At 74.3% G+C, this 26,527-nt stretch carries 19 protein-coding genes; 13 read left to right on the plus strand and 6 right to left on the minus strand.

From position 1 onward, the window contains the following. Nucleotides 1–19: 19 nt before the first annotated feature. The gene (locus WMF31_RS09045) at nt 20–2,557 is read left to right on the plus strand and encodes a tetratricopeptide repeat protein (RefSeq protein ID WP_436601542.1); all 2,538 of its coding nucleotides are present in this window, start codon (nt 20–22) and stop codon (nt 2,555–2,557) included. Nucleotides 2,558–2,773: 216 nt separating this feature from the next. Beyond that, nucleotides 2,774–4,060 (plus strand): aspartate kinase, encoded by a 1,287-nt coding sequence (locus tag WMF31_RS09050; RefSeq protein ID WP_436601543.1) that lies wholly within the window; start codon nt 2,774–2,776, stop codon nt 4,058–4,060. A 168-nt stretch (nt 4,061–4,228) separates the two neighbouring features. Here the strand turns inward: WMF31_RS09050 and WMF31_RS09055 are convergent, their stop codons facing one another. Then, on the minus strand, nt 4,229–5,911 hold the full coding sequence (locus WMF31_RS09055) for a hypothetical protein (RefSeq protein ID WP_436601544.1): 1,683 nt from the start codon (nt 5,909–5,911) through the stop codon (nt 4,229–4,231). 216 nt (nt 5,912–6,127) lie between these two features. On the opposite strand from WMF31_RS09055, the gene WMF31_RS09060 reads away from it, so the two are divergent. From WMF31_RS09060 to WMF31_RS09075, 4 genes are all read left to right on the plus strand, one after another. Then, nucleotides 6,128–6,469, plus strand: a complete 342-nt coding sequence (locus tag WMF31_RS09060) for a hypothetical protein (RefSeq protein WP_436601545.1) — start codon at nt 6,128–6,130, stop codon at nt 6,467–6,469. A gap of 7 nt (nt 6,470–6,476) precedes the next feature. After that, nucleotides 6,477–7,199 (plus strand): hypothetical protein, encoded by a 723-nt coding sequence (locus tag WMF31_RS09065; protein ID WP_129351800.1) that lies wholly within the window; start codon nt 6,477–6,479, stop codon nt 7,197–7,199. Beyond that, nucleotides 7,196–7,762, plus strand: a complete 567-nt coding sequence (locus WMF31_RS09070; RefSeq protein ID WP_436601546.1) for a TlpA family protein disulfide reductase — start codon at nt 7,196–7,198, stop codon at nt 7,760–7,762. Before WMF31_RS09065 ends, WMF31_RS09070 begins: the two co-directional genes overlap by 4 nt. 67 nt (nt 7,763–7,829) lie before the next feature. Beyond that, nucleotides 7,830–8,216, plus strand: a complete 387-nt coding sequence (locus WMF31_RS09075; RefSeq protein ID WP_436606535.1) for a VOC family protein — start codon at nt 7,830–7,832, stop codon at nt 8,214–8,216. Between the two features lie 142 nt (nt 8,217–8,358). Here the strand turns inward: WMF31_RS09075 and WMF31_RS09080 are convergent, their stop codons facing one another. From WMF31_RS09080 to WMF31_RS09090, 3 genes are all read right to left on the minus strand, one after another. Further along, nucleotides 8,359–9,636, minus strand: a complete 1,278-nt coding sequence (locus WMF31_RS09080; protein WP_436601547.1) for an aminotransferase class I/II-fold pyridoxal phosphate-dependent enzyme — start codon at nt 9,634–9,636, stop codon at nt 8,359–8,361. 213 nt (nt 9,637–9,849) lie between these two features. After that, nucleotides 9,850–11,778: a 2-hydroxyglutaryl-CoA dehydratase gene (locus tag WMF31_RS09085; protein ID WP_436601548.1), complete on the minus strand. Its 1,929-nt coding sequence runs from the start codon at nt 11,776–11,778 to the stop codon at nt 9,850–9,852. Nucleotides 11,779–11,850: 72 nt separating this feature from the next. Then, nucleotides 11,851–15,459 carry a BadF/BadG/BcrA/BcrD ATPase family protein gene (locus WMF31_RS09090; RefSeq protein ID WP_436601549.1) on the minus strand — a complete coding sequence of 1,203 codons (3,609 nt, stop codon included), beginning with the start codon at nt 15,457–15,459 and terminating at the stop codon, nt 11,851–11,853. Nucleotides 15,460–15,758: 299 nt separating this feature from the next. On the opposite strand from WMF31_RS09090, the gene WMF31_RS09095 reads away from it, so the two are divergent. Beyond that, nucleotides 15,759–16,487: a TetR/AcrR family transcriptional regulator gene (locus WMF31_RS09095; protein WP_436601550.1), complete on the plus strand. Its 729-nt coding sequence runs from the start codon at nt 15,759–15,761 to the stop codon at nt 16,485–16,487. Between the two features lie 307 nt (nt 16,488–16,794). On the opposite strand, the gene WMF31_RS09100 is transcribed toward WMF31_RS09095, so the two are convergent. Further along, nucleotides 16,795–17,523 carry a glutamine amidotransferase gene (locus WMF31_RS09100; RefSeq protein WP_436601551.1) on the minus strand — a complete coding sequence of 243 codons (729 nt, stop codon included), beginning with the start codon at nt 17,521–17,523 and terminating at the stop codon, nt 16,795–16,797. 78 nt (nt 17,524–17,601) lie between these two features. Here WMF31_RS09100 and WMF31_RS09105 point away from each other — a divergent pair, with 78 nt between their 5' ends. Further along, nucleotides 17,602–18,270 carry a YkgJ family cysteine cluster protein gene (locus WMF31_RS09105; protein ID WP_436601552.1) on the plus strand — a complete coding sequence of 223 codons (669 nt, stop codon included), beginning with the start codon at nt 17,602–17,604 and terminating at the stop codon, nt 18,268–18,270. A 31-nt stretch (nt 18,271–18,301) separates the two neighbouring features. Here the strand turns inward: WMF31_RS09105 and WMF31_RS09110 are convergent, their stop codons facing one another. Continuing rightward, the gene (locus tag WMF31_RS09110; protein WP_436601553.1) at nt 18,302–20,905 is read right to left on the minus strand and encodes an SUMF1/EgtB/PvdO family nonheme iron enzyme; all 2,604 of its coding nucleotides are present in this window, start codon (nt 20,903–20,905) and stop codon (nt 18,302–18,304) included. 173 nt (nt 20,906–21,078) lie between these two features. Here WMF31_RS09110 and WMF31_RS09115 point away from each other — a divergent pair, with 173 nt between their 5' ends. The 5 genes from WMF31_RS09115 to WMF31_RS09135 all read left to right on the plus strand — a co-directional run bounded on the left by WMF31_RS09115 (nt 21,079) and on the right by WMF31_RS09135 (nt 26,442). Next, on the plus strand, nt 21,079–21,687 hold the full coding sequence (locus WMF31_RS09115) for a Uma2 family endonuclease (RefSeq protein WP_436601554.1): 609 nt from the start codon (nt 21,079–21,081) through the stop codon (nt 21,685–21,687). Between the two features lie 164 nt (nt 21,688–21,851). Next, nucleotides 21,852–22,409 (plus strand): DJ-1 family glyoxalase III, encoded by a 558-nt coding sequence (locus tag WMF31_RS09120; RefSeq protein ID WP_436601555.1) that lies wholly within the window; start codon nt 21,852–21,854, stop codon nt 22,407–22,409. Nucleotides 22,410–22,574: 165 nt separating this feature from the next. After that, the gene (locus WMF31_RS09125) at nt 22,575–24,314 is read left to right on the plus strand and encodes a carbon starvation CstA family protein (protein WP_436601556.1); all 1,740 of its coding nucleotides are present in this window, start codon (nt 22,575–22,577) and stop codon (nt 24,312–24,314) included. A 99-nt stretch (nt 24,315–24,413) separates the two neighbouring features. Continuing rightward, a complete protein-coding gene (locus WMF31_RS09130) occupies nt 24,414–25,937 on the plus strand; it encodes an AlkA N-terminal domain-containing protein (RefSeq protein WP_436601557.1) in 1,524 nt (507 codons plus the stop codon). After that, nucleotides 25,918–26,442, plus strand: a complete 525-nt coding sequence (locus tag WMF31_RS09135; protein ID WP_436601558.1) for a methylated-DNA--[protein]-cysteine S-methyltransferase — start codon at nt 25,918–25,920, stop codon at nt 26,440–26,442. The genes WMF31_RS09130 and WMF31_RS09135 overlap by 20 nt, the downstream gene beginning before the upstream one ends. Nucleotides 26,443–26,527: the final 85 nt, after the last annotated feature.

Raw genomic sequence — 26,527 nt, forward strand, 5'->3', positions numbered from 1 at the left:
ATTGGTAGCCTTGCCCGGCATGGCTGCTGGACAGAAGCGCGGCCGGTCGGCGCGCGCGCTGGGCCCCTCGCCGTCGCTCCGCGCGCTCGCGCCCGGAGGCGGCGCGGCCCCGCGCCCGCCCGACGACCGCCCTGTCCTCCGGCTCGCCGTCAGCAAGGGCGCCCTGGGGATCGAGCTCGGCGAGCCGTTCGCGCTCGGCCCGCTCCGCGTGACCGAGCTCGTGGTGCGGCTCCCCGGGATCCGGTTCCCCGTCGACCTCTCCGGCGGCGTCGCGCGCTTCCGGCACCGGCGCGGTGAGCTCGCCCGGCTCGCCGTCGAGGCGCGCGCGACCGACCTCACCGCCTGGGTCGCGCCGCGGCTCCGGGGCCTCCTCGGCGACGGCGCGCCGCAGCTCCTCATCGCGCCGATCGAGGCCGGCGCGCTGGTCGCGCTGCGGGCCGGCGAGGCGGCGCTCGCGTTCGACGTCGCCGTCGCGCCCGGCGAGCGCGCGCTCCGGTTGATGCCCGAGCGCGCCCGCGGCGTCGGCCTCGGGGCCCCGCCGCACGCGCTCGCGCTCCGCGCGCTCGCGCTGATGGCGGACGACCACGGGCGCCTGGTCGAGGGCGCCGTCGTCCTGGACCGCGCCGTGGAGCAGATCGTCCGCAGGCTCCTCCCCGCGGCCGGCGCGAGGGCGCCCGCCGTCGCGGGGGTGCGGTGGGCGGCGGTCGCCTCGGAGGCCGGCCGCTTCCGCGTCGAGGGCGCGCAGGGCGAGGCGCCGCCCGCGCTCCACGAGCGCGCGCTCCGGGCGCTCGAGGCGGCCGAGCTCGCGGGCGCCGCCGATCGCGCCGCGCTCGAGGGCGATCTCGACGAGGCGCGCCGCCTCTACCTCGCCGCGCTGGAGCGCGCCCCGCGGCACCCGGAGATCTCCTCGCGCCTCGCCTGGCTCGACCTCGTGATCGGCGACCGCGCCGAGGGCGCGCTCTCGACCGTCGTCGAGGCCATGCCCGCCGTGGACGCCGGCCTCCTCGGCGGCGCGCTCCTCGAGGCGGTCGGCGATCGCGACGGCGCCTTCTCGGCGCTCACCCGCGCCGCGCACGCGGAGCCCTACGGCCCGCTCGCCGCGCTCGCGTGGCTCCGCGCGGCGGCGCTCACCGACGCGATCGACGTGCGCCTCGACGCGCTCGACCTCGGCGTGGCGCGCGCGCCCGGGCTCGAGGCGCTGCGCTGGGCGCGGCTCGAGGCGCGGCTCGACGTCGCGGACGCGCGCGGCGCGCTGGCGGACGCCGAGCACCTCGAGGCGGCGGCGCGCGGCGCCGAGGCGCGCCACGCCGTGTGGCGCCGGGCCGCGGAGGCGTACCTCGCGCGCGGCCACGTGGCCGACGCGCGGGCGCTCTTCGAGCGGGCGCTCCGCTACGCGCCGGAGAGCCCCGAGGCGGTCGCGGGCCTCGCGCGCTCGCTGCGGGCGGCCGGGGAGGGGCGGCGCGCCCTCGATCTGCTGGCCCGCGCGCGCGCGCTCATCGCGCGCGGGCGGGGGGAGGGCGCCCCGGTCCGCGCGCTCGACCTGGAGCTCGCCCGCGGCCTGGCGGAGCTCGCCGACGATCGCCCGGCGGCGGTCGCGCGCGTGCGGGGCATCCCGCCCGAGGCGCCCGAGGCGCTCGAGGCGCGGCTGCTCGAGGGCCGCTGGTGCGCCGAGCTCGGCGACCTCGGGGGCGCGTCGGTCGCGCTCGGGCGGCTGCGCGACGCGGTGGAGCTCGCGCTGCACGGCCGCGCCGCCGACGAGGCGGGGCCCGGGCGGGGCCCGCGGCGGGCGCCCGCGTTCGACGACCCCGCCGCGGTCGCGGCCATGCTCGCCGAGGCCGCCGAGATCGAGGAGCGAGGCCGGGGCGATCTCCTCGCGGCGCAGCGCCACCTCGGGCTGGCGCTGCGCCTCCGGCCGCGGGATCCGGGCATCCGCGCCGCCTTCCGTCGCGTCTCGGGCGAGCTCGCGCCCCCGCCGGCGGCGGCCGCGCGCCCCGCCTCGCGGCCCCCCGCGGCCGCGGAGCGCATCGAGGTCCACGTGGACGTGCCGCGCCGGCGAACCGCCCCGCCCGGGCCGGTGGAGATCGCCCCGGCGCCGGCCGTCCCCGCGCCGGGAGCCGCTGCGCCGGCCACCCCCGCGCCGGTCGACCGCGGGCAGGTGGAGGACATGCCCACGTTCGAGGGGTCGGCCACGTCCACCGATCCGGGCGCGTACGTGCCCCCCAGCGTCACGCTGGCGGAGGGGCAGGCGCCGCTCGCCCGCGCGTTCGGCATGGACGACGAGCTCCTGGCCGACCGGCTCGCGGATCGGCTCCGCGCCGACCCCACCGACCACGGCGTGGCGATGGCGCTCGCCGACGTGCTCGCGCGGCTCGGCCGCGATCTCGATCTCCTCGCGCTGCTCTCGGCGCGCATGGAAGAGGGGGACGAGGCCGCCCGGCAGGAGGTCGCGCCGCGCCGCCGCGACGTGCTCGCGCGGCTCGCCGCGGCGGCGCGGCGCGAGGGGCGCGACGCCGAGGCCGAGCTCTACGAGATGCTGCTCCACGGCGAGCCGACCTGAGCCGCGCCCGGGGGTGGTGGCCACGCTCGGGGGCTCCCCTCCGGGGCTTGCGTTCCGGCGGGCCCCTCTCGTGGCCCGCCTGCACTCCAGCCCCTCCGGGGAGCCCCCGAGCGTGGCCACCACCCCCGGGCGCGGGCGCCGCGCGCTTGGCCCGCCCGCCGCGCCCGTGATAGCCGGATCCCGCGGCGCAGCACGCGCCGCGCCCGGAGGTGCAGCATGGCCGAGAAGACGGCGGATCGCGTCCAGCAGGAGGGCTCGCCGCGCGAGCCCGGCGCCTCGCCCCGGGGGGCGGGGCGGCCGATCCTCGTGCAGAAGTACGGCGGATCGTCGGTCGCCGACGTCGACCGGATCGGCCGGGTCGCCGATCGCGTCGTCGCCGCCAGGCGCGCCGGCCACGACGTCGTGGTCGTGGTCAGCGCGATGGGCAAGACCACCGACGGCCTGCTCGCCCTCGCCCGGCAGGCGGCGAGCGCGGGCGCGGCCGCGCCCGCGGATCCCCCGCGGCGCGAGCTCGACATGCTGCTCTCCACCGGCGAGCGCGTCTCGATGGCGCTCCTCTCGATCGCCATCCAGGCCCGGGGCTTCGAGGCGATCTCGTTCACGGGATCGCAGTCCGGCATCCTCACGAACGACCGCCACTTCGACGCGCGGATCATCGAGGTCCGCCCGTTCCGGATCGAGGACGAGCTCGCCCGCGGCCGCATCGTCATCGTCGCCGGCTACCAGGGCATGAGCTACCGCCGCGAGATCACGACCCTCGGCCGCGGCGGCTCCGACACCACCGCCGTGGCGCTCGCGGCCGCGCTCGGCGCCGAGCGCTGCGAGATCTACAGCGACGTCGACGGGGTGTACTCGGCCGATCCCCGGGTCGTGCCGGACGCGCGCCACCTGCCCGAGCTCGACTGCGCGGTCCTCCAGGAGATGGCCGAGTGCGGCGCCAAGGTCGTCTGCGCGCAGGCGGTCGAGTGGGCGCGGCGCTCCGGTGTCGCGCTCTACGCGCGCTCGACCTTCGACGCCGGCCCCGGCGCGAGGGAGACCGTGGTGCGCAGGTCCACGGCGGGCGCCCAGGCGTCGCGGGCGCGCGCGGTCGTCGCCGAGGGCAACGTCGTGCTCGCGCGCGCCCGCGGCGGGCACCGGCTCGACGAGGTCCTCCGCGCGGCCGGCGAGCTCGGGATCGGCTTCCGGGATCTCTCCTTCGGCGACGGCGGCGGGGCGCTCGTGATCCCGCTCCTCAACGTGCCCGACTGGCAGGGGGCGAGGCGGACGCTCGCCGCGCTGCTGCCGTCGCTCGAGCTCGTGGAGGGCCTCGCGTCCGTCAGCGTCGTCGGCGACGGCCTCGCCGCGACGGCGGAGCCGTTGATCCGCTTCGTGGAGGTCCTCTCGCGCGCCGGCATCGCGCCCCGGCTCACGGTCGCGGGGCCGCTGCGCCTCGGCGCCCTCGTCGGCGCCGCGGAGGCCGAGGCCGCGCAGCGGCTGCTCCACGCGTCGTTCGTCGCGGGCTGAGCAGGCGCCGGTGGGTGGGGCCCCCCTGGGGGCTCCCCGGAGGGGCTGGAGTGCAGGCGGGCCACGAAAGGGGCCCGCCGGAACGCAAGCCCCGGAGGGGAGCCCCCAGGGGGGCCCCACCCACCGGCGCCCGTGGCGGTCACCGGCGCCCGCGGTCGCCCGCGGCGATCAGTGCTTGCGCTGCCGGGAGAGCGCCAGGAGCCCCGCCCAGCACGCGACCCACACGACCTCGCGGGACGGGTCCCAGGCGAGCGCCGCCGCGCCCGGGGACGCGGGCTCCTCCTCGAGCTCGCCGTGGGGCGCCGCCCCGATCTCGGCGACCAGCGTGGGCGCGGCGCTCGCCGGCACGTGGACGAGCTGCGCGCGGCGCTCGCCCTCGCGGGCGACGAGCGCGAGCAGCGGCGCGGCCTTGTGATCGCCGGCGAAGGCGAGCGCGACGACCGGGGGGAGGCCCTCGAGCACGCGGAAGGTCTCGCCCCCGTCGCGGGACACGCAGAGGAGCCCCGCGCCGGAGAGCGCGAGGGCGCGGCCGCCGGCGGCCGCCGCGAGCTGGCCGTCGTTGGCCTCGGCGGCGCGCCGCGCCGCGCCGGACAGCGGGAGCAGCGGCGAGCCCTCGTCGTCGCCGCGGAGCCGCTCGAGCTGCGGGCCCGACGGCGCGCTCGTGAGCGCCACGATCACCCCCCCGCTCGCGCTCATCCGGAGCACGCTGTCCCGCACCGCGGGCCCGGGCGAGAGCGAGGCCCGGGGCGGCGCCGCGCCCGCGTCGCGGCGCGGCGCGCCCGCCGCCGCGCTGGCGCCGGCGTCCAGCGAGTGGGCGACGGCGCCCGCCGCGGGCGACCACAGCGTCTTGCCGGACAGCACCCACAGCCGGCCCGGCGTGGTCGCGAGCGTCACCTGCGCCCCGCCCGAGCCCCACGCGCCCAGCGGGCTCGCCGTCTTGCCCCTGTCCTCGCTGAAGAGCAGGTTCCCGCGCCGCGTCGCGATGAGCAGCGCGCCGTCCGTCAGCGCGATCGAGGCCGCCGAGGCGTCGATGCCGGCGCGGCGCGCGGGCAGCGCGCCCGGATCGACGACGAGCACGGTCCCGCGATCGCCCCCGGTCCGGTCCGCGCGTCGCGGGCGGCCGCCTGGCCGCGCGGCCGGCTCGCTCGTCAGCGCGGCGTCGCAGGCCCCGCCGGCGACGACGTAGCCGCCCGCGACCGCGAGCGTGCTGCACGGGACGGCCGCGCCGGCGCCCTCGACGACGACCCACGGCAGCGCGTCCCAGCCCGGGGGCTGATCGTCGGCGAGGTCGGGCAGCTCGGCGAGCAGGTCCTCGCCCTCGTAGACGCCGTCCTGGTCCGCGTCGAGCGCGGGCAGCTCGCGCTCGTCCACGTCGTCCGACGGATCCTCTCCGGTCCCCTCGGCGCCGCCGTCGTCGCCGTGCGCCCCGCCGCCCTCGTCGAGGTCGTCGTGATCGCCCTCGCCGGGATCGATCGGCTCGTCGGCCAGCCACGAGCCGGCCCCGGCGTCGTCGATCCCCTCGTGGAGCGCGCCCACGTCGACGCCCTCGTCCGTGGGCTCGTCCTCCCCGGCCGCGCGGTCCTCGTCGACGGAGAGCTCGACGCCGATCTCGAGGTCGCTCGCGTTCACGTCGTCGAGGCCGCCCTCGGCGTCGTCGACCGTCTGCAGGAGGTCCTCGAAGCTCTCTTCGTCCTCCTCGTCGTCGTCGTGCCCGAGCGGCGGCAGGTCGAGCAGCTTGTCGTCGTCGTGCTCGCGCTCGTCCTCGTCATCGACGACGCGCTTGGGCTGCGGCGCGGGGCACGCCTCGCGGCGCTCCGCCGCTCGCTCGCTACAGGATCGTGAGGCTGACATCGGGCGGGAGTGTAGCGCCCCTGTCGGCGTTTTCGCCCCGCGCGAGCGGTGAGCGGGCCGACGATCGGGCGAGGCGCCTCGGCTGCCTCGAGAGCGCACCGCGGGGTCGCGGGCCGAGGGACGGACGCGGCCCCTTGACGCGGCCCGGGACCCGGTCATCCCCACCGGGTTTGCCCGCTGGATCCCTCCGGCGAGCGGTGCTTAGCTGCCGCCTCGATGGGCCGGCGCGACAGCATTTCCAGGCCGGTCGCCGCCGGGGCTCCGGCCGGCGACCGGTCCTCGGCGGGGTTCGGGGGGCCTCCGCGATCCGATCGCGGTCCCCTCTCGATCGTCGAGGCGAGCGCCGGGATGCTCGTGCAGGACGTCGTGGTCGAGCCCTCCGACGTCGTGTTCGTGAAGGGGATCGTCGAGGCGAGCGAGGGCATCGCGCTCCTGTTCGCGGAGCGCGGCGGGGAGCTCACCCTCGCCGCGCCGCTCGGTCGGGGCGACGAGTTCGCCGAGCTCCTGCTCGATCTGGAGCGGGACGTCGGCGCGCGGCGCCGCGGCGCGCCACGCTGAGGGAGGCATGACGGAGCGCCGCGACCCGAGCTCGGTCGATCTCGCCCAGGAGTCCGCGCCGGGCGCCGCTGCCCAGGAGGCCGCGGCGCAGGTCCGGCCCGTGCCGTCGGGCGCGCTGCTCGATCCGCGCATCCTCGCCGCCTGGCGGGAGTGGCTCGCGGCGCTCGCGACCGACGCCGAGGCGGCCATCGCCGCGGCCCACGTGTACGGGGAGCTCGGCCCCGAGGCGCGCGACGCGTGGCTCGACGTCCTCGCGGAGGACGCGCCCAAGCTGCAGGTCCCCGCGGTCGCGATCTACGCGCCGCTCCTGTCGGTCGAGAGCGACGCGGCGCGCCGCGCGCGGATCGAGGTCGCGCTCGAGGCGGGGGAGCGCACGCCGCGCCCGACCGGGGGGGTCGCCCTGCGGGGGGTCACGGTGGGTGGGGACCGGGTGGTGGCGCTGGTGACGCCGCTCTACCTCCGGTTCGTGCGGGTGCTCTGGTGCCGCTACCTGCCGGAGGACGGCATCACCTGGGCCCGGCACGATCCGCTCGTCCGCGCGGAGGAGGCGCCCAGCCCTGGCCTCTTGCTCGACGGCGCGCACCTCGAGGCCACGCCGATGAAGCTGGTCATCGAGGAGCTCTGCCACGCGATCCTGGCGCAGCGGCGCAAGGGCGCCGAGCTTCCCCCCTCGCTGCAGCTCTGCGCCGATCTCTTCGACGCGCACCTGGAGGGCGATCCGCTGCCGTGAGGCCGCCCGCGCCGCTCCTCGCGTGCGCGCTGCTCGCGCTCCCGCTCGCGCTCGGTTGTGCCGGGGGCGACGGCGCGACGCGGGAGCCGGCGTCGGCCGAGCGCCCGCCCGCGCCGGCCCTCCCGGCGCGCGGCCCGGTGCGGACCTTCTCGTACGAGACGCTCGACGGCCGCGAGCTCTCCACCGCCACGCTCGCTGGCAGGCTCAGCGTCATCGGCTTCGTCGCGACGTATGATGTGGCCTCCCAGGCGGAGGCGCGTTTCCTGGCCGGGCTGGTCCGCGATCACACGCCGCGCATCAACGCGGCGCTGCTGGTCCTCGAGGCGGAGGAGAACCGGCCGCTCGTCGAGGCCTTTGTCTCCGCGCTCAAGCTCCCTTATCCGGTGGCGCTCGCGGACGCGGCGACCATCGCCGGAGAGGGGCCGTTCTCCGGGCTGCACCACGTGCCGAGCGTCGTGATCCTCGACGCGGAGGGGCGGGAGGCGTTCCGGCATGTCGGGCTCATCACCCAGGAGGCGCTCGAGGAGGTCCTCCGCGGCATCGAGCGCGAGGGCGCGCGCTAGGGCCCGGGGCCCGGACCGCGTCTTTTGTACAGCCAGTGCGCTGCTCTGGTGCATCATCACGAGCATGATGCTCGACCACATCGGTTTTCCGGTCTCCGATTATGCCCGCAGCAAGGCGTTCTACCTGGCGGCCCTGGCCCCTCTTGGTCACGGGCTCGTGATGGAGCTGACCCCGGAGATGACCGGGGGTCGCGGCAGCGTCGCCGGCTTCGGACCTGCCAGTGACCCGGCGTTCTGGATCAGCAGCGGCACCGCGCTGAAGGGCACCTTGCACGTCGCGTTCGCCGCGAAGACGCGCGCCGACGTCGACGCCTTTTACCGGGCCGCGCTGGCGGCGGGGGCCACGGACAACGGCGCACCGGGGCTCCGGCCGCAGTACCACCCGGGCTACTACGGCGCGTTCGTGCTCGATCCGGACGGGCACAACATCGAGGCGGTGTGTCATGGCCCCTGATCGCTGACGGCATCCGCCGTCGCGATTTCCCGCGCTGCGGGATCGCCGCTCATTCCGAAGAGCCGTGTCTGCGCGGTGGGGGACGGGTCGTGTCCGAGGGATGGATCGGGGGGGCAGCTCCCACCGAACAGGCGTAGACCGCTCAGCCCGCGAGCTTGCGGGCGCTCGCCAGCAGCACACAGACCGCGACGACCTCCATGGCCACGCGGATCTGGTCGAGCGGCGGCAGCGACGGCGCGATCCGGATGTTGCGGTCGCGCGGATCGCGGCCGTACGGGTACGTCGCCCCCGCGCCGGTGAGCTTCACGCCGGCCTTGTTGGCCAGCCGCACGACCTCCTTGGCGCAGCCGTCCAGCGTGTCGAGGCTGATGAAGTAGCCGCCGCGCGGCGACGTCCAGGTGGCGACGCCCTTGCCGCCGAGCTCGCGCTCGAAGATGCTCGTCACCGCCTCGAACTTCGGCCGGAGCAGCTCGGCGTGCCGCTGCATGTGGCGCAGCAGGCCCTCGTGATCCTTGAAGAACCGCACGTGCCGGAGCTGGTTCACCTTGTCGGGCCCGATGGTCTGGATGCCGAGGTGCTTCTTCGCGTCCGCCACGTTGGCGGGGCTCGACGCCATGGCCGACACGCCGCTGCCGGCGAACGAGATCTTCGACGTCGAGGCGAAGACGAGCGGGCGGTTGGGGTTACCCGCCGCCTGGCACGCCGACACGATGTCCGCGAGCCGGTCGCCCTCGGCGTAGAGGTCGTGCACCGCGTAGGCGTTGTCCCAGAACAGGCGGAAATCCGCGGCCGCCGTCTTCATGCTCGCGAGCCTGCGCACGACCTCCGCCGCGTACGTGGCGCCCGTGGGGTTGCTGTACTTCGGCACGCACCACATGCCCTTGATGGCCTGGTCCTCGGCGACCAGCCGCTCGACCTGCTCCATGTCCGGCCCGTCGTCCTTCAGGTCGACGGTGATCATCTCGATGCCGTGGTGCTCGCAGATCGCGAAGTGACGATCGTAGCCGGGGCTCGGGCACAGGAACTTGACCTTCGGCAGCTTCGCCCACGGGCCGCTCCCGTCCGGCACGCCGTGGAGCAGCGCGCGGACGACCGCGTCGTGCATCATGGTCAGGCTGCTGTTCCCGCCGACGATGACCTGCGCCGCCGGTACCTCGAGCAGCGCGGCGAAGATCGCCTTCATCTCGGGCAGGCCGTCGAGGCCGCCGTAATTGCGCGTGTCCGAGCCGTCCGATGCGATGAGGTCGCTCGCGCCGGGCAGGCCGAGCATGCCGTTGGCGAGGTCGAGCTGCTCGGACGACGGCTTGCCGCGCGTCATGTCGAGCTTCAGGCCGCGGGCTTCGAAGGCAGCATAACGTGCCTCGAGCTCCCGGGTGAGCGAGGCAAGAGCATCGGGGGACAACGAGCGCAGTTCGGTCATGGTGGCGGCTGTTTAGCAGAAGTTCGCCCGCGCGTCGCGACCCGCGTGGACCCCCCACGCGGTCACGCGCGCCGCGGACATGCCGCGGCCCGACCGCCTGTTGCCGCCGCGTACGCCGCCTCGCGTCGTGAGCCCTCGTGCCGACCGCCTGTCGCCGCCCGGACCCGCGGCGACAGGCGCCCTCGTCCGTGATGCGTTTGGCCAGCGCCTCCCTCACTCCGCGGCGATCGGCTCCTCGTGGTAGGCCACGTGGCGCACCTCGGGGTTGTTCTCGAAGTACGCCTTGCCGGCCAGGCGCTTCACGAGCGGGCTGAACCGCTCCACCGCCTTGCCGCGGACGATATCGCGGATCAGCGCCACGTCCTCGCGCGCCCGGGCGAGCGTCTCCGGGTCCGACAGGAACGCCTTCGCCGCCCTCGCCCGCTCCGGGGCCGCCTTCACCGCGTCGCGGAGCGACGCGGCCGCCGCCTTCGCCTTGCCCACGGCGCGCTCGGCGGCCGACTGCTTGATGAGCGGCGCCACCTCGTAGACGAGGTTGGCGGCCGACCCCGCGACCCGGTGCGGCGCGTGGTGGAGCGGGCTCGCGTACCTCGGGTGCTTCTCGAGGAAGGCGCGCACCTCGGCCTCGGTGACGCCCGCCTCCTGGTAGGCGCGCTGGAGCTCCTCCTCGGCCAGGATGCGCGCCTTGAACATGTACATCTGGATGCGGGAGTAGAAGTTCGTCGCCCCGTCGCCGCTCGTCTCGACCGCGCAGAAGATCGTCCCGGGGTAGCGGGCCGTGATCAGCGACTGGACTCCATCGGAGACGCCAGACGACGGCATGCACCCGAACGGCTTCACGCTCACCGTGAGGTGCGCCTTCGACTTCACCGCGTTCACGATGAGCTTGCCGACCTCCATGTGCCCCTCGCCGCCGCGGAGATCGTTCGAGTAGTAGTCCTTCGCCACGTCCGCGACGAGGTCCATGTCCGGGAGGTGGTAGCCGAACAGGCCGAGCGGCAGCGCGAACGCCTGGAAGCCGACGCGCAGCGCCGCCTCGGCGAGGCGCATCGTCGCGAGGCGCTTCGCGACCCCGAACTCGTCGAGGCCCGCGAGCCCGTACTGGCCGTCATCCGCGCCGCGCAGGTCCTTCCGCTCGCGGGTGTCGCGGGCGCACTCCCAGATGTTGTAGAGCAGCCACGCGGTCGTGAGCTGGATGTCGTTCTCGCCGCCCTCGCTCTCGAGGAACCTCTGCAGGGCGTAGTTGCCGTCGCCCTCGGTGGTCATCGCCCAGAACTCGCCGATGATCGAGGTCTTCGCCTTCGGCCGGAGCTTGTCGACCTTGACCTGCTCGAACTCCTTGCGCGCCTCGTAGAGCGCCCGGAAGACGTTCGTCCGCTCGTAGAGGGCCCTGTAGAGGATGCGCTTCGCGCTCTCCATCGCGCGGTTGGTCGCGCCGGGCTCGATCTCGTACGGCCGGATGCGGTACCCGAGCGCGTTCAGCGTGTCGCCGCAGACGATGGCCTTGATGATCGCGATGAAGAAATCAGGGTTCATCTCGAGGCCGACGTCATCGCCCGTCGCCTGGGAGAGGCCGCCCGTCTGCTGGAAGAGCATCACCCGGAAGCCGTCGAAGCCGGCGTCGCGGAGCGCCTTCCGGTACTCGGTCACGTACATGCCGAACCGGCAGGGGCCGCACGCGCCCGCCGTCAGGAACACGTACTTGTCGATGATGTCCTGGGTCGACATGCCCTGCTTGTCGCGCAGGTCGATGAGGTACTTCACGAGGCCGCCGACGGTGAAATACGTCGGGTTGCACTGGCCGCGGTTGCCGAACTCCTTGCCGGCCTGGAGCCCCGCGTTGTCGCTCATCCCGAAGTAATGCACGTTGTAGCCGAGGCCCTTCAGCGCGCCCTCGCACAGGAAATCCTGCGCGGCGGTCAGGCCGCTGATGAGGAGCGTCACCTTGTCGCGCTCCTTCTTCGTCATCTTCGGGTCGAGCATGGTGTCGACCCACTGCCGGCGCTCGGCCTTGAGGCCGAGCCGCTCCCGCTCGGCCTCCTCGAAGGCCTTGAGCTCCGCCTCGACGTCGATGTCCGCCTTGATGGCTCTCGTCTCGCCCACCAGAGGGAGGCGCGTCTTCTGCGTGATCGTCTGTTCCATGGCGTGGCTTCCCTTCGCTTGGACGCTGGAAGGGGGCGGCCGCGCCGTCCCCCACCGAACCTTGGCTATGGTCTACGCTCCGAGAGGGACGACCGTCCCGTCGGACTGCCTCTTCTTGAGCTGCACGAGCCCCGTCCTTGGCGCCTCGGGCGGCGACTCCGGGGCCACGTAGCGCCGCACCTTGTCGGCGAGCTCGGCGATCTCCCGCTCGAGCGCGGGGTCCTGGATCTTGCGCGCCGCCTGCTGCTCCCGCTTCAGCCTGAGGAGCTCGAGCCGCTTCTCGTCGATGCGCTGGGCGAGCTCCGCCCGCTTCTTCGCGGCGTCCTCGAGCGCCTCCTCGTGCAGCTTGAGGCTGTGGGCGTACGTCTTCACCCGGATCTTGATCGATCCGCCCGGCTTGTTGGCGTCGATGTCGTGCAGGGCGGCGTACGGCGTGGCGCTCGCGCTCACGATGCTGTCGATGATGCCGTACGTCGGGGCGTCATGGCCGCACTTGAAGCTGGAGAGGTCGAGCAGCACGACGTTCGGGTGGCGGGCGGCGAACTTGACGGCCCAGACCTTCTGCGCGCTGTTGGCCGAGTAGTTCTCCGGCCAGACATCGTTGATGTCGAGCGGGTGCTGGCCCCTCGCGATCTCGTCCTTGAAGTACCTCGACAGGTACTCCATGTCGCGCGGGATCGACCGGACCGAGAGGATCGGATACCCGAGCACCTGGAACTCCTCGGGGATGCCGTGGTTCAGGCCCGGATCCGAGTGGTACGGCCGCCCGACCATCAGGATGGCCACCCGGTTCTCGGCCTCGACCGTCTCGAGGATCGCCCGCCCCTTGTCCTGCAGATCGCGCTCGAACTGCGCGAGCGCCCGCACCCCCTCGCGGTGCGCGTGGTCGCTCTCGTCCTCGGTGATGCCGAGCCGCGGGCCCCACGTCTCGAACATCCGGCGCGCGGTCAGCGTCATCTCGGAGAACGTGAGCGGCGGGTCGAGGTACTCGATGCCGCGCGTCTTGAAGAAGTCGATCTCCTTCGTGAACGCCGCCTTCATCACGTCCGGCACGCCCGCGACGATGGGACAGCTCGTCTTGTCCATCACCCCCTCGCCGAAGCTCGGCACGTGGGTGAGGATGGGGAAGAAGATGTAATGGAGCTTCTTCTCGTCCGCGTGGTGGTGGAAGAGGAGGTTGTGAATGTGGGCCTGCGCCACCTTGGACGGGAAGCACGGATCGATGGAGCCGTACTTGCCGCCCTCGACCCACATCTCCTCGCTCGTCGCGTCGCTGAACACGATGTTCTGCTTCGGGACGCCGAGCGCCTCGAAGTAGGCCCGGTAGTAAGGGCCCGTCGAGTAGATGTTGAGCACGCGCGGGATGCCGATGCGGACGCGCCGGAGGCGCTCGCGCACCTCGGGGCCGCTCCGCCGGAAGGGGCGCGTCGTCTCCACGCGGCGGATGCCGAGGAAGCCCTTCTTGACGACCACGTCCTTCACCGGGGCGCCGTCCGCGGGTAGCGGCGCCGTGTCGTAGAAGTGCCGGAAGGCGAGCTTCGACTCGTAGTCGACGAGGTTCGGGAACTGCTTCGCGATCTTCTTGCGCTCGGCGACGAGCGCGAGCATCGCCTGCTCGCTCTCGACCGTGCCCTTCTCGCACGAGAAGCCCGAGATGTAGCGGCTCGTCGTCCCGTCCGGCCGCTTCGCGTCGATGAAGGTGCGCTTGCACTCGTTCGGGCAGAAGTGGCAGACCGTCTCCTCGTCGTTCTTCGTCGTGTAGTCGAGGGCGATCGCCGCGTCGATGCCGATGAACGTCGAGTGTCCCCTGCGCTTCACCACGCGGAGCGTCTCGAACGCCGCGCCGAGCGCGCCGGCCTCGCCCGTGTGCGGGTGGACGAACACCTCGGCGCCGGGGACGCGCTCCTTGATGTAATCGACCTGCGCCTTGACGGCCGCGAGGTTGTACTGCGTGCCGCCCTGGAGCACGTACCGCGTGCCGAGCGCCGCGAGCCGCGGGATCTGCACGACGTACTGCCACACGTTCTTCGGCAGCACCTGCGCGAGGCCGGCCAGCAGCTCTTCCTTCGAGAAGCCCTCTTTCTGGAAGTTCACCCGGTCGGTGTCGAGGAAGACGGCGCAGCCGTAGCTGAACTTCGGCGCGAGCTCGGCCCCGAACGCCGTGTCGGCGTACTCGGTCACCTTCAGGCCGAACTGGTCGGCCATCGCCTGGAGCAGCATGCCGTTGCCCGCAGAGCACGAGTTGGAGAGGCGGAAGTTGGCGATGTCGCCGTTCTTCATGAACAGGACCTTGATGTCCTGTCCGCCGATATCGCAGATGACGTCGACGTCGCCGAAGAACTTCACCGCGCTCATCATGTGGGCGACGGTCTCGACGATGTTGACGTCGGCCCTCATGCACTCCTGGAGCACGTCGGCCGCATAGCCGGTGCCGCCGAAGCCGAGCACCTCGAGCGTCGCGCCCTGGTCGACCACGTACTGCCGGAGCTGGGCGAGGAGCTCCTTCGCGTCCTGGATCGGGTTGCCCTTCGAGAGCTGGTAGGCCTTGCAGACGATGTTCCCGTCCTCGTCGATGAGCACCGCCTTCGACGAGGTGGAGCCGCCGTCGAGGCCGATGACCCCGCGCACCACCCGGCCGGGCTCGAGCTTCATCGGCGTGAACCTCGGGATGCTGTAGAGCCTCTTGAACTCGTCGACCTCGTCGCGGCTCTTCACGAGCGGCGGGCCCGCGCTCTCGCCGAGGCGCGCCTTCCGGCCGTTCGTCATGTACTCGACGAGCCCCGCCTTGCCGGCGTAGCGGCCGACCTCCGCGGGCTCCTTGAGCCCGTAGACGCAGGCGCCGAACGCCGCGTAATACTGCGAGTTCTCCGGCACGAAGATCGTCTCCTCGACCGGCCGGTCCTTCGGCCACGCGTAGCCGCGCTCCTCCCAGGTCTCGGGGATCCGCTTGCGCCAGCACTCCTGGAGGAAGGGGAGGTAGGTGTTGGGCCCGCCGAGCAGGATGACCTTGTGCTTGAGCGTCGAGCCGCGCGTCAGCACCGACAGGTTCTGGAGGACGATCGCGTCGGCGAGCGAGCAGAGGATCTCCGTCGAGGGGATCCCGCTCTTCACCAGGTTCACGATGTCCGTCTCGGCGAAGACTCCGCACTTCGCGGCGACGTGGTGGAGCTTCGAGTCGTCGAAGTGGATCTTCACCACCTCGGTCGGGGGGAGGCCCACCTTGATCATGCACTTGTCGATGGTGGCGCCCGTGCCGGACGCGCACTTGTCGTTCATCGACGGCGCGGCCGTCTTGTCGCCGGTCTTCTCGTCGCGCTGGAAGATGATGATCTTGGCGTCCTGTCCGCCGAGCTCGATGACGCTGCCCACGTCCGGGTGCAGGTTCTCGACGGCGAGCGTGACCGCGTTGACCTCCTGGACGAACTTGGCGCCGAGGCCGGGACAGAGGGGCGCGGCGCCGGAGCCCGTCATGAACACCCGCCAGCGCTCCCGGGGCGAGTCGGGGAACGCCGCCTCGATGGCCTCGAGCAGCTCGAGCACCTTCTCGGGCTGCTTCGTCTGGTGCCGCTGGTAGTCGCTCCAGAGAATCTCGAGCGTCTGCGGATCGAGAACGACCGCCTTCACGGTCGTCGATCCGACGTCGATGCCGACCACGACCGGATCCTGGGTCTGCCTTGCCATCGGGCTCCTCCCACCGCCGCAGCCGACCACCAGCGGTGCGACTGACTGGCTGGTCAGTCGTGATGGCTACAACGGGATGCGCCGAAAATCAAAATGATTCGGGGGCGGCGCGACCCTGCAATCCGCGCGCCTGTGCCCTGAATCCCGCGCGCCTGCGCCCTGGGCGCGCCCGCTCGGTGCGGGCTCCCCCCGGGGGATCCCGGGGCCAGAGCATCCCACGCCCCTGTTTCGCGTGGGCGACGCCGGGGTGAGGACATCCTTTCCAGATGGCGCGCCGGTGATGGTAAAGCGACCGGCCCATGAACAAGTCCCAGCGCCGCGAGGCCCTCCTCCGCGCGGCGCGCGCCGTGTTTTCCGAGAAGGGCTATCACGAGGCGAAGGTCGACGACATCGTCGCGCTCGCCAGGGTCGCGAAGGGGACGTTCTACCTGTACTTCCCCGACAAGCGCTCGGTGTTCGGGGAGCTCGTGCGCGGGCTCATCGCGCGCCTCGGCGGCGCCATCCTGCGCGTGGATCCGTCGGCGGACGTGGAGGCCCAGGTCAAGCACAACATCCGCGCGATCGTGGCGGTCCTGCTCGATGATCCGGCGCTGACGAGCATCCTCCTGTCGCACGCGGCGGGGCTCGACCCGGCGTTCGTGAAGGAGCTGCGGGCGTTCCGGCAGGAGGTGAAGCTGCTCCTCACGCGGAGCCTCGCCGACGGGCAGCGGTTCGGCATCGTCGAGCCGGGGGACACCGAGCTCTATGCGACGTTCACGATCGGGGCGCTGAAGGAGGTGCTGTTCGAGAACGCCCTCGAGGCGCGCGTCCTGCCGCGCGAGCAAATCGTGACGGCGCTGTACGACCTGCTGCGGCGCGGCTACCTCCGCATGGACGTCGCGCCGGGGGCGGCGGCCGAGCCCCCGGCCGTCGAGCGCGGGCCGCGCGCGCCGAAGGGCGCTGGGCCGCAGGACGCCGCGCCGGAGGGGGCGGGACGGACCCGGGCCGGCGCCGCGCGCGGCCGCCGGGCGAGGCCGAAGGGCGACTGACCGGCGCGTCAGTCAGGAGGATGACCAGGCGAGTACCGGCGCCGCTGTACCGGAGTCGTTCGGCCGCAGGAGGCCCATGGGTGGCCGGCAGGGGGTGGGGGACGGGGGGCTCACCTCCAGGGCTTGCGTTCCGGCGAGCCCCTTGCGTGGCTCGCCTGCACTCCAGCCCCTCCGGTGAGCCCCCCGTCCCCCACCCCCCGCCGGCGCGACGGTCCACGGGGGGCAGGCGCGGGATGCGACCGCGTTGGGGGGCAGGCGCAGGATGCGACCGCGTGGGAGGCAGGCGCGGGATGCGACCGCGTGGGGGTCAGGCGCGGGGCGCGACCACGTGCTGGATGAAATTGTGCAGCGTCCGCGTGCCGAGCTGACCGGGCGAGACGCGGGCGAGGAGCGCCTCGACGTCGAGGCCTTCGGCTTGCAGGATCTCGCGCCGGGACGCGATGTGGCTGGCGATGACGTCGTGGTCCATCTCGGGGTGGAACTGGACCCCGTAGCAGGTCCGCGTGAAGCGGATCACCTGGTGATCGTCGAGCTCGGTGAACGCGAGGCTCCGGGCGCCCGCGGGCAGCGCGCCGACCGTGTCGACGTGCGTCGCGTGGGTCTCGAAGCTGGGCGGCAGCCCGTCGAAGAGGGGGTCGTCGGCGCGGCGCTCGACGCGGATCCTGCCGATCTCGCGGCCGCGCGGGTTGCGGACGACCTCGCCGCCGAGGGCCTGGGCGAGGATCTGGTGGCCGAAGCAGATGCCGAACGTCGGGGTGCCGGCCGCCACGACGTCGCGCAGCCAGGCCTCGGTGCGCACCATCCAGGGCTCGCGGTGAGGGACGTTCGCCGACGAGCCGGTGATCACGAACGCGGCGGTGCCCGCGCCGTCGGGCGCGGGGAACTCCTCGGTGCGGGCGTCGAAATGGGCATATCCGCCGCCCCACGCGGAGCCGATCGCCTGCTCGATCAGGGTCGCGTAGTGGCCGCGCCGCTCGAGCACCGAGGCGACGGGCTCACCGGTCTTCACGATCACGATTTTCCTTTGATATTCCACGCTTTCAGCATAGCAGCGCGCCCGACCGCCGAGGGCGGGACTTGGCATCGGGGGGCGGGGACGCGAAGATGCTCGCCGATGTCCGCGTATGTCGTGTCGCGCCCGATCTGGCGGCGTTTCCGCCCGCGTTACCTCGCCCGCGCCGCGGCGCACGTGAGGGCCGGGGGGCACGCGGCGATCGTGCTGCCGGAGGAGCGGATCGATCTCCTGCTCTCCGTGGACGAGGACGGGAAGCTCACCGAGCTCGGGCAGTGGGCGCTCCTGTCGATCGAGCAGCAGCGCTTCCGCCGCGTGAGCGAGGGGCCCGCCCGGGGGCTCGCGACGGCGCGGGTGAAGCGGCAATACGAGGGCTCGGTCCTCGACTGGTGCGAGCGGGACAGCGTGCACCCCGGGACGAGCCGCGAGCTCTCGCTCGACTGCCTGGCGTGCGGGGCCTGCTGCCACGACGCCAACGTGGTGCTCGACGGCGACGATCTCGCGCGCTGGAGGGGGGCCGGGCGGGGCGACCTCGCGGGGCGCGCCTACGTGCGGCGGGCGCAGGACGGGAAGATCACGCTGCGCTTCGCCGCGAGCGGCCGGTGCCAGCACCTCGGCGACGACCTGCGCTGCGCGATCTACGAGCTCAGGCCGGACAACTGCCGCGCCTTCGTGGTGGGGAGCGAGGCGTGCCTGTCCGCGCGCGAGGAGACGCTCGGGATCCGGGACGGGGCGCCGGCAGAGCCCGAGCTGGACGAAGCGGAAGCCTGAGCCGGCCTCGGGCTCCAGGGCGGCGTCCGGCTCACGGCGCCGGTACGGCTCCCGGAGCCGGGGCGCCCTCCTGCGCCGGGGCGCCCTCCTGGACCGGGACGTCCATCGCGCAGCGGAAGCCGATCCAGGCGTGCGCCGTCACGGGCGCCGCGGCGGTGCGGTACGTCGCGATGACCTTCTCGGGGCCGTCCCGGAAGCTCGCGCCGCGCACCACCTTGAGCGGGGCGGACGGGTCGCCCTGCGGGTCCTCGCCGCCGGGCGGCGGAAACACGAAGCCGTCGGAGACCCACTCGGACACGTTGCCGGCGAGATCGTAGACGCCCTCGGGCGTGCGATCGCTCGGGTGGGCGCCGGACGCGCAGGTCGAGACGTCGGCCCCGCGCGCGAGGCAGCCCTCGTTGCGATCGTAGCAGGCGCGCTCGCAGGTCGGCTCGTCGGCGCCCCAGACGAACGGGCGGCCCTCGGCGCCTCGCGCCGCGATCTCCCACTCCGCCTCCGTCGGCAGCCGCCGGCCCCGGAAGCGGCAGTAGCTCTCGGCCTGGGAGTAGTCGACGCAGTTCATCGGGTGCCCGGTCAAGCCGCGGGGCTCGTTGCAGCGCCGCGACCAGAGCTCGGCCTCGCCGTCGGACGGCGCCGGCGCGGGCAGGCCGAGCGGCACCTCGGGCGTCAGCGAGACGTGATCCGCCGCCCCGCACATGCGCTGTTGCATGCAGGCGCGGTAGGCGCGGACGGTCACCTCGTTCCGGTCGATGTAGAACCCCCGGGTGAGCGTCACCTGGCGCGCCTCGACCAGGGCGCCGATCGTGGCCGACGTCGGCGGGATGTAGACCATGTCGGCCGGCGGCGGCGGGATCTCGGTGGGCGCCGCCGCCGACGTCGCGGCCGAGGCGCTCGCCGCCGGCGCGGCGCTGTCGCTCGCCGCCGGCGTGGCGGTCGCCGCCGGCGCGGCGCGGCCGGCCGGCCGCGCCGTCGCCGCGGCCGCGGTCCGCGCGGCGGGCGCGCGCGCGGGCTTCTTCTCGGGCGCCCGCGTCAGGAGGTACGCCGCCGCGCCGCCGCCGCCGAGCAGGAGCACCGCGGCCAGCCCGAGCAGCACCCCGCGCGCGGCGCTGCGGCCGGGCCGCGGCGCCGCAGGGGACAGCGGGCCGCCCGGCGCGCCGGCCGCCGGCGCGGGGGGCGCGCCCGGGGCGGGCCGAGGCGCCCCCGCGGGAGGCTGCGCCGCGGCGCGCGCGGGGGGCGGGACAGGCGCGACGGGGGCGACGGGCGCGACCGTCTCGATCATCGAATCGTCGACCTGCGCGGTCCGGGGCGCCCCCGTGTCCTGCGCGCTCCTCCCGCCCGTGGCGAGGGCGGCCGGCTGCCCGCCCGTGGCGAGGGCCGGCTGCCCGCCCATGGCGAGGGCCGGCTGCCCACCCGTGGCGAGGGCCGGCTGCCCGCCCGTGGCGAGGGCCGGCTGCCCGCTCGCCCCGAAGGCGGCCGACGGCCCGCTCGCCCCGAAGGCGGCCGACGGCCCGCTCGCGCCGCCGTGGCTCACCTTGACCACGGCGGGCTGCGCCGGGGCGTTCGCGCGCGCGTCGGCGAGCATCGTCGGATCCACCGGCAGGCCGGCCCCGCCGAGCCCCTGCGCGGTCGCCACGTCGGGGGTCGAGCGCAGGCCCGCGCCGCCCGCGGCGTGCCCCGCCGAGGACCCCGCGCGCGCGCCGTACGCCGCGGCGGTGAGCGCGTCCCAGAACTCGCCCGCGCTCGTGAAGCGGTGCTTGGGCTCGATCGCGAGCGCCCGGTCGAGCACGCGCTCGATCGCCTCCGGCGCGTCCGGGAGCCCGCGCGCGCGCAGCGTCGGGCGCACCGCCGGATCGGCCGAGGCGATGTAGAGCTGCGTGGGATCGTCCCCCTCGAGCGCGCGCTTGCCGCTCACGAGCTCGACGAAGATGAGCGCGAGCGCGAACACGTCGGTCCAGGGGCCGGTCGCGCCGCGGGACTTGTTGAACTGCTCGGGCGCCCCGTAGCGCGGCGTGAACGCGCTCGGCCCCATCCGCGTCGCCGCGAGCGCCTCGGTGAACGTGGGGTGGTTGGCCAGCACCTTCGCGATGCCGAAGTCGAGCACCTTCAGCGTCCTCGCCCCGCCGACGTCGGTGAGGAACAGGTTGGCCGGCTTGACGTCCCGGTGCGCCACCTTGTGCGCGTGCGCGACCGCGAGCGCGCGCGCGGCCGGCGACAGCAGCTCCAGCGCCTCGCCGATCGACATGCCCACCTCGCCCCGCTCGCGTCGCTCGCGGAGGTGCTGCCCCAGCGTCTGGCCCTCCAGCCACTCGAGGACCAGGTAGGGCACCCACACGCCGGCCCGCGTGGTGAACGCGCCGACGTCGAGCGCTTGCACGATGCCCGACGTGGCCCGCGACAGCCGGTGCAGGATCCGCCCCTCGCCGCGCAACGTCTCGAGCAGGGCATCGCGCTCCGCGGGCTCGAACGAGGCCGGCAGCTTCAGGCACTTGACCGCGATGAGCTCGCCGAAGCCCTCGTGGACCCCCCGGTAGACGACGCCGAACCCCCCGTCGCCGACGACGGCGTCGACGCGGTACTTCCCCTCGATGGTCTGGCCCGAGAGGCCGAACGGATCGTCGAACGAGGGCTCCGCCATGGCCCCCGCTCCTAGCGCGTCGGCGCCCTCGGGCAAAGGGGCACCGGGGGGCCGGCGGCGTCCGTGCGAGATTTGCGTCAAGGGTTCGCGCCGCCGGTCTGCCGGGAGGGGGTCGTCCATCCCGGCCGCAGGCACCCTTTGCGGGGTCGACGCGCATCGCTACGCTGACGCCCATGGCCGAGCCGGCGCGCAAGCTCCCCGCGTTCGACGAGCTCTACCGGCAGATCGCCGCGCTGCCTCAGGGGGTGACCGGCGAGATCCTCGAGCCGGGCGTGATCCGCACCATGTCGCGCCCGGGCAGGCTGCACCGGCTCGCCCACCGTCGCCTCCTGCGGTCGCTGCGCGGGTGGGACGTCGACGAGGGCGGGGACGGGTGGTGGTTCGAGATCGAGGCCGAGATCAGGTTTCCGGGGGACCTGCTCGCGGTGCCCGACCTCTCCGGCTGGCGGGCCTCCGCGGAGCCGGCGTTTCTGGAGCGGAACCCGATCGAGGAGGTCCCGGATTTCTGCTGCGAGCTCCTGTCGCCCTCCACGGCGCGCGACGATCGACGGCTGAAGCTGCCCCTTTACGCCCGGGCGGAGATCGCGTGGATCTGGCTCGTCGACCCGGAGCAGCGCCTCGTGGAGGTCTACCAGACCGAGAACCGGCGCCCGGCGCTCGCGCTCACGGCCGCGGACGACGACGTGCTCTCGCTCCCGCCGTTCGGCGGCGAGATCGACGTGGGCCGCTTCTGGCCTGGGCTCGGCGAGGCGCCCGGCGGGCGGCCGGGGGCGCCGCGGTAGGCGCCTGTCGATCGGATCGCGAGCCGGCCGCCGCGGCGCTACGCCGGCGGTGGGGATCGAGGAGCAACGGAGACGTCGCTGCGCGAGGCGAAGCGGGCTCCGGCGCCGGACACCTCGGATCGCATCCGCTTGCCTCCGGCGGCTCGCGGCGCCATGGCGGCGGCATGAAGACACCGCGCGCGCTCGTGATCCTGGCCGAGGGAGCTGAAGAGATGGAGACCGTGACCGTCGTCGACGTGCTGCGGCGGGCCGAGATCGAGGTCGTCCTCGCCGGGCTCGACGGACCGGGGCCGGTGCGCTGCAGCCGCGGGGTGCGCCTCGTGCCGGACGCGGAGCTCTCGGCGGTGACGGGCGACTTCGACGTGGTGGTGCTGCCGGGCGGCAAGGGAGGCGCCGAGCGGCTCGCCGGCGCGGCGGCCGTCGGGGAGCGCCTGCGCGCCCAGGCGCAGGCGGGCGGCGCGGTCGCGGCGATCTGCGCCGCGCCGATCGCGCTCGCCGCCCACGGGCTCTTCCAGGGCAAGAGCATGGCGTGCCACCCGTCGGTGAACGACGTGGTGTCGGCGCACGGCGCGCTCGTGGCGAGCCCGGTGGTCGAGGACGGGCAGCTCGTGACGAGCCAGGGGCCCGGTACCGCGCTGGCCTTCGCGCTCGCGCTGGTCGCGCGGCTCTCGGGCGAGGACGTCGCCGCGAGGGTGCGCGCGCCGATGATGCTGCCGTCCTGAGCTCGCGCGCGGCAGGGAGGAGCGCGCGGCTCACCCTCCAGGACGGCGGCCCGGATCCGACGCGGCGCCCCGCGCGCGGAGGCCGCCGGATCCACCGGCCGGCGACCCTCGCTCCCCCGTTTGCCGGCCAACACCTCTGCGAAGAAGGGCCTTATACTCCGCCGCGTGCTGCCGCTGCTCGCCCTGACCGTCATCGTCGTGCTGTGCCTTGGCTATCGCTTCTACGGGAGGCTCGTCGCGCGCAACTACGCGCTCGACGACGGCGCGGTGACGCCCGCGGTCAAGGTGAACGACGGCGACGACTACGTCCCCACGAAGCCGTTTTACCTCTTCGGACAGCACTTCAGCGCCATCGCCGCCGCGGGCCCGATCGCGGGGCCGATCCTCGCGGGCCAGGCGTTCGGGTGGCTGCCGTGCGTGCTCTGGATCGCGATCGGCGTCGTGTTCATCGGGGCGGTCCACGACTTCTCCGCGCTCATCGCGAGCGTCCGCCACGAGGCCGAGAGCGTCGCCGAGATCGCGAAGCGGCACATCGGCCGGCGCGCCTGGCTGTCGATGATGATCTTCATCTGGCTCGCGCTCTCGTACGTGATCGTCGCCTTCACGGACATCACGGCGAGCACCTTCGTCGGCAAGACCGAGGAGCTCGCGGGGGGCGCGCTCCCGTTCAACGCCGGCGGGGCGGTCGCGGCGGCGAGCGCCACCTACCTCGGGCTCTCGCTCGTCATGGGCGTCATCGATCGGTACCTGAAGCCGCCGCTGTGGCTCACCACGCTGATCTTCGTGCCCGCCACGCTCGGCGCCGTCTGGCTCGGCACGAAGGTCTCGACCGCGTTCGTGCTGCCGATCGACAACCCGCAGCGCGCGTTCGGCCTCATCATCCTGGTCTACTGCTTCGTCGCGTCGCTCCTGCCGGTCTGGCTGCTCCTCCAGCCGCGCGGCTACCTGGGCGGGTTCGTGCTCTACATCGCGCTCGCGGTCGGGGTGATCGGGATCTTCTTCGGGGGCCTCCGGTACCCCGGGGAGTTCGAGCTGCGGCAGCCCGCGTTCACCACGTGGGACGCCGGCGGCGCGACCGGCCTGCTCTTCCCGTTCCTGTTCGTCACCATCGCCTGCGGCGCCTGCTCCGGCTTCCACGGGCTCGTCTGCTCGGGGACGACGTCGAAGCAGATCTCGAAGGAGTCGCACACGCACTCTGTGGGCTACGGCGCGATGCTGGCCGAGGCGTTCGTCGCGCTGATCGCGCTCGCGACGCTCGTCATCGTGGCGGAGGGGACGAAGCTGCCCGGGCCGGGCAAGATCTACGGCGACGGGATCGGCAAGTTCCTCACGGTGATCATCGGCAAGGAGCACTTCCTCTTCGCCGCCACGTTCGGCGCGATGGCGTTCTCCACGTTCGTGTTCGACACGCTGGACGTCTCGACGCGCCTCAGCCGCTACATCCTCGAGGAGCTGTTCGGCTGGAAGGGGAAGCTGGCGTCCGCCGCGGCGACCGCGCTCTCGCTGGCGCCCCCCGCGCTGTTCATCATGACCGCCCGCCCGCCCGCGCCCGGGGTGCGGCCCGCGTACCTCGACTTCTGGACGCTGTTCGGCACGAGCAACCAGCTGCTCGCGGCCCTGACGCTGCTCGCGGTCACGGTCTGGCTGCACCGCGAGAAGCGGCGCATCTGGTACACGGCGCTCCCGATGGTGTTCGTCATGGCGATCACCGTGTGGGCCCTCATCCTCCAGGTGCGGACCGCGTTCACCACCGCGCTGGCCGAGGGGCTCACGCTGAGCGCGACCACGCTGAACGGCCTCGTGGGGCTCGCGCTGATCGGGCTCGCCGTGTCGCTGATGGTCGAGGCGGTGAAGGCGATGCGGGGCGGGCCGGCCACGGCGCCGCTGCCCGGGCCGGCGCGCTGAGCCGCGGCGCGCCCGGCGCGGCCGGGCGGCGGGCGCGCCGATCCTCCCAGGTCCGAAAACCGCCAGAGCCGCGCCGGCATCCGGGCTACGACGCGGGGCATGCGGCTCGACGAGGACACCTGCTATCGCGCGCTCGAGGCCCGCGACGCGCGCTTCGATGGTCGCTTCTTCACGGGGGTGCGGTCGACCGGCATCTATTGCCGCCCGGTCTGCCCGGCGCGGACGCCCAGGCGGGAGGGGTGCGTCTTCTTCCGCTCCGCGGCCGCCGCGCAGGAGGCCGGCTACCGCCCGTGCCTGCGTTGCCGCCCCGAGGCGTCGCCGGGGACGCCCGCGTGGCTGGGCACCTCCGCGACGGTCTCGCGGGCGCTGCGGCTCATCGCCGAGGGCGCGCTGGACGACGCCGACGCCCCGGCGCTGGCGGCGCGCCTCGGCGTGGGCGAGCGCCACCTGCGGCGGCTCTTCCTGAGGCACGTAGGCGCCTCGCCGCTCGCGGTGGCGCAGACGCGGCGCCTGCTCTTCGCGAAGAAGCTCCTCGACGAGACCGCGCTCTCCATGACCGAGGTGGCGCTCGCGTCCGGGTTCTCGAGCGTCCGCCGCTTCAACGACGCGATCCGCGCGGCGTACGCGCGGACGCCGCGCGAGCTGCGAGGGGCCGCGGCGAGGCGGGGCGGGGGGCCGGCGCGAGCGGACAGCGGCGCGCCGGGCATCGCCCTCCGCCTCCCGTTCCGCCCGCCGCTCGACTGGGACGCCCTCGCGGGCTTCCTCGGGGAGCGCGCGATCCCCGGCGTGGAGTCGGCGGGCCCCGGGGCGTACCGCCGCACCGTGCGGGCGTCCGGCGGGCACGGCGTCGTCGAGGTGTGCCCGGTGCGCGGCGAGCCCTGGCTCCTCGCGCGGCTGCGGTTGCCGGGCACCGAGGGGCTGAGCTGCTGCGCGGAGCGCCTGCGGCGGCTGTTCGACCTCGGCGCCGATCCGCAGGCGATCGCGGCGCAGCTCGGGGCCGACCCGCGGCTCGCGCCCCGGATCGCGGCGATGCCGGGCGTGCGCGTGCCGGGCGCGTGGGACGGCTTCGAGCTCGCGGTGCGGGCGATCCTCGGCCAGCAGGTGAGCGTGCGCGCCGCGACGCAGCTCGCGGGCCGCCTCGTCGAGCGGCACGGCGAGCCGCTCTCGCTGCGCGCCTGCCTGCCCGGGGGCGCCGAGGGGCTCCGTCTCGTCTTCCCGACGCCCGAGGCGCTCGCCGCGGCCGACCTCACGGATCTCGGCCTGCCGCGGGCGCGCGCGGCGGCGATCACGTCGCTCGCGGCGCGGGTGGCGCGGGGCGAGGTCGCCCTCGACGCGTCACGCGGGCTGGAAGAGACCGTGCGCGCGCTCACCTGCGTGCCGGGCATCGGGGAGTGGACCGCGCAGTACATCGCGATGCGCGCGCTGCGCGAGCCGGACGCCTTTCCTGCCACGGATCTCGGCCTGCGGCGCGCGCTCGGCGGCGTCTCCGGCGCGGACCTCCTTTCGATGGCGGAGGCGTGGCGCCCGTGGCGCGCCTACGCGGCGGTGCTCCTGTGGATGGTGGACATGCGGGGAGTCGACCCCGCGGAAGGAGAGGTCTCGCGTGGAGCTCTTGCTGGATGAGGTCGAGTCGCCGATCGGGGGCCTCCTGCTGGTGGCCTCCGGCGGCGCGATCCACGCGCTCGATTTCGCGGACTGCGCGCCGCGCCTCCGCCGCCTCCTGGCGGCGCGGCACGGCGCCGTCGCCCTGCGCCGCGCCGCGGATCCTCACGGCTTCTCCAGCCGGCTGAGGGCCTATTTCGGCGGCGATCTCGGCGCGCTCTCGGGCATCCCCGTCGAGCCGGGCGGCACGCCGTTCCAGCGCCGCGTCTGGGCGGAGCTCCAGCGCATCCCCCCGGGCGCGACGCGCGCCTACGGGGAGATCGCGGCGTCGCTCGGGCGGCCGTCGGCGTCCCGCGCGGTCGGCCTGGCGAACGGGCGCAATCCGATCAGCGTGATCATCCCGTGTCATCGCGTCCTCGGCGCCAGCGGCGCGCTCACCGGATATGCCGGCGGCCTCGAGAGGAAACGATGGCTGCTCGCGCACGAGGGCGCCGCAGGAGCAGCCCCCGGGTCAGGGCCGCGGTGAAGCACCCCGGGGGGCCCACCACCGGGGGCGACAGATGGGTGGCAACCGCCTGAAAAGAGCAGACGTTCGAGCCGTCGAGGCGCCA

It is taken from the genome of Sorangium sp. So ce1036 (genome assembly GCF_051369805.1).
GTDB lineage: Bacteria > Myxococcota_A > Polyangia > Polyangiales > Polyangiaceae > Sorangium > Sorangium cellulosum_F.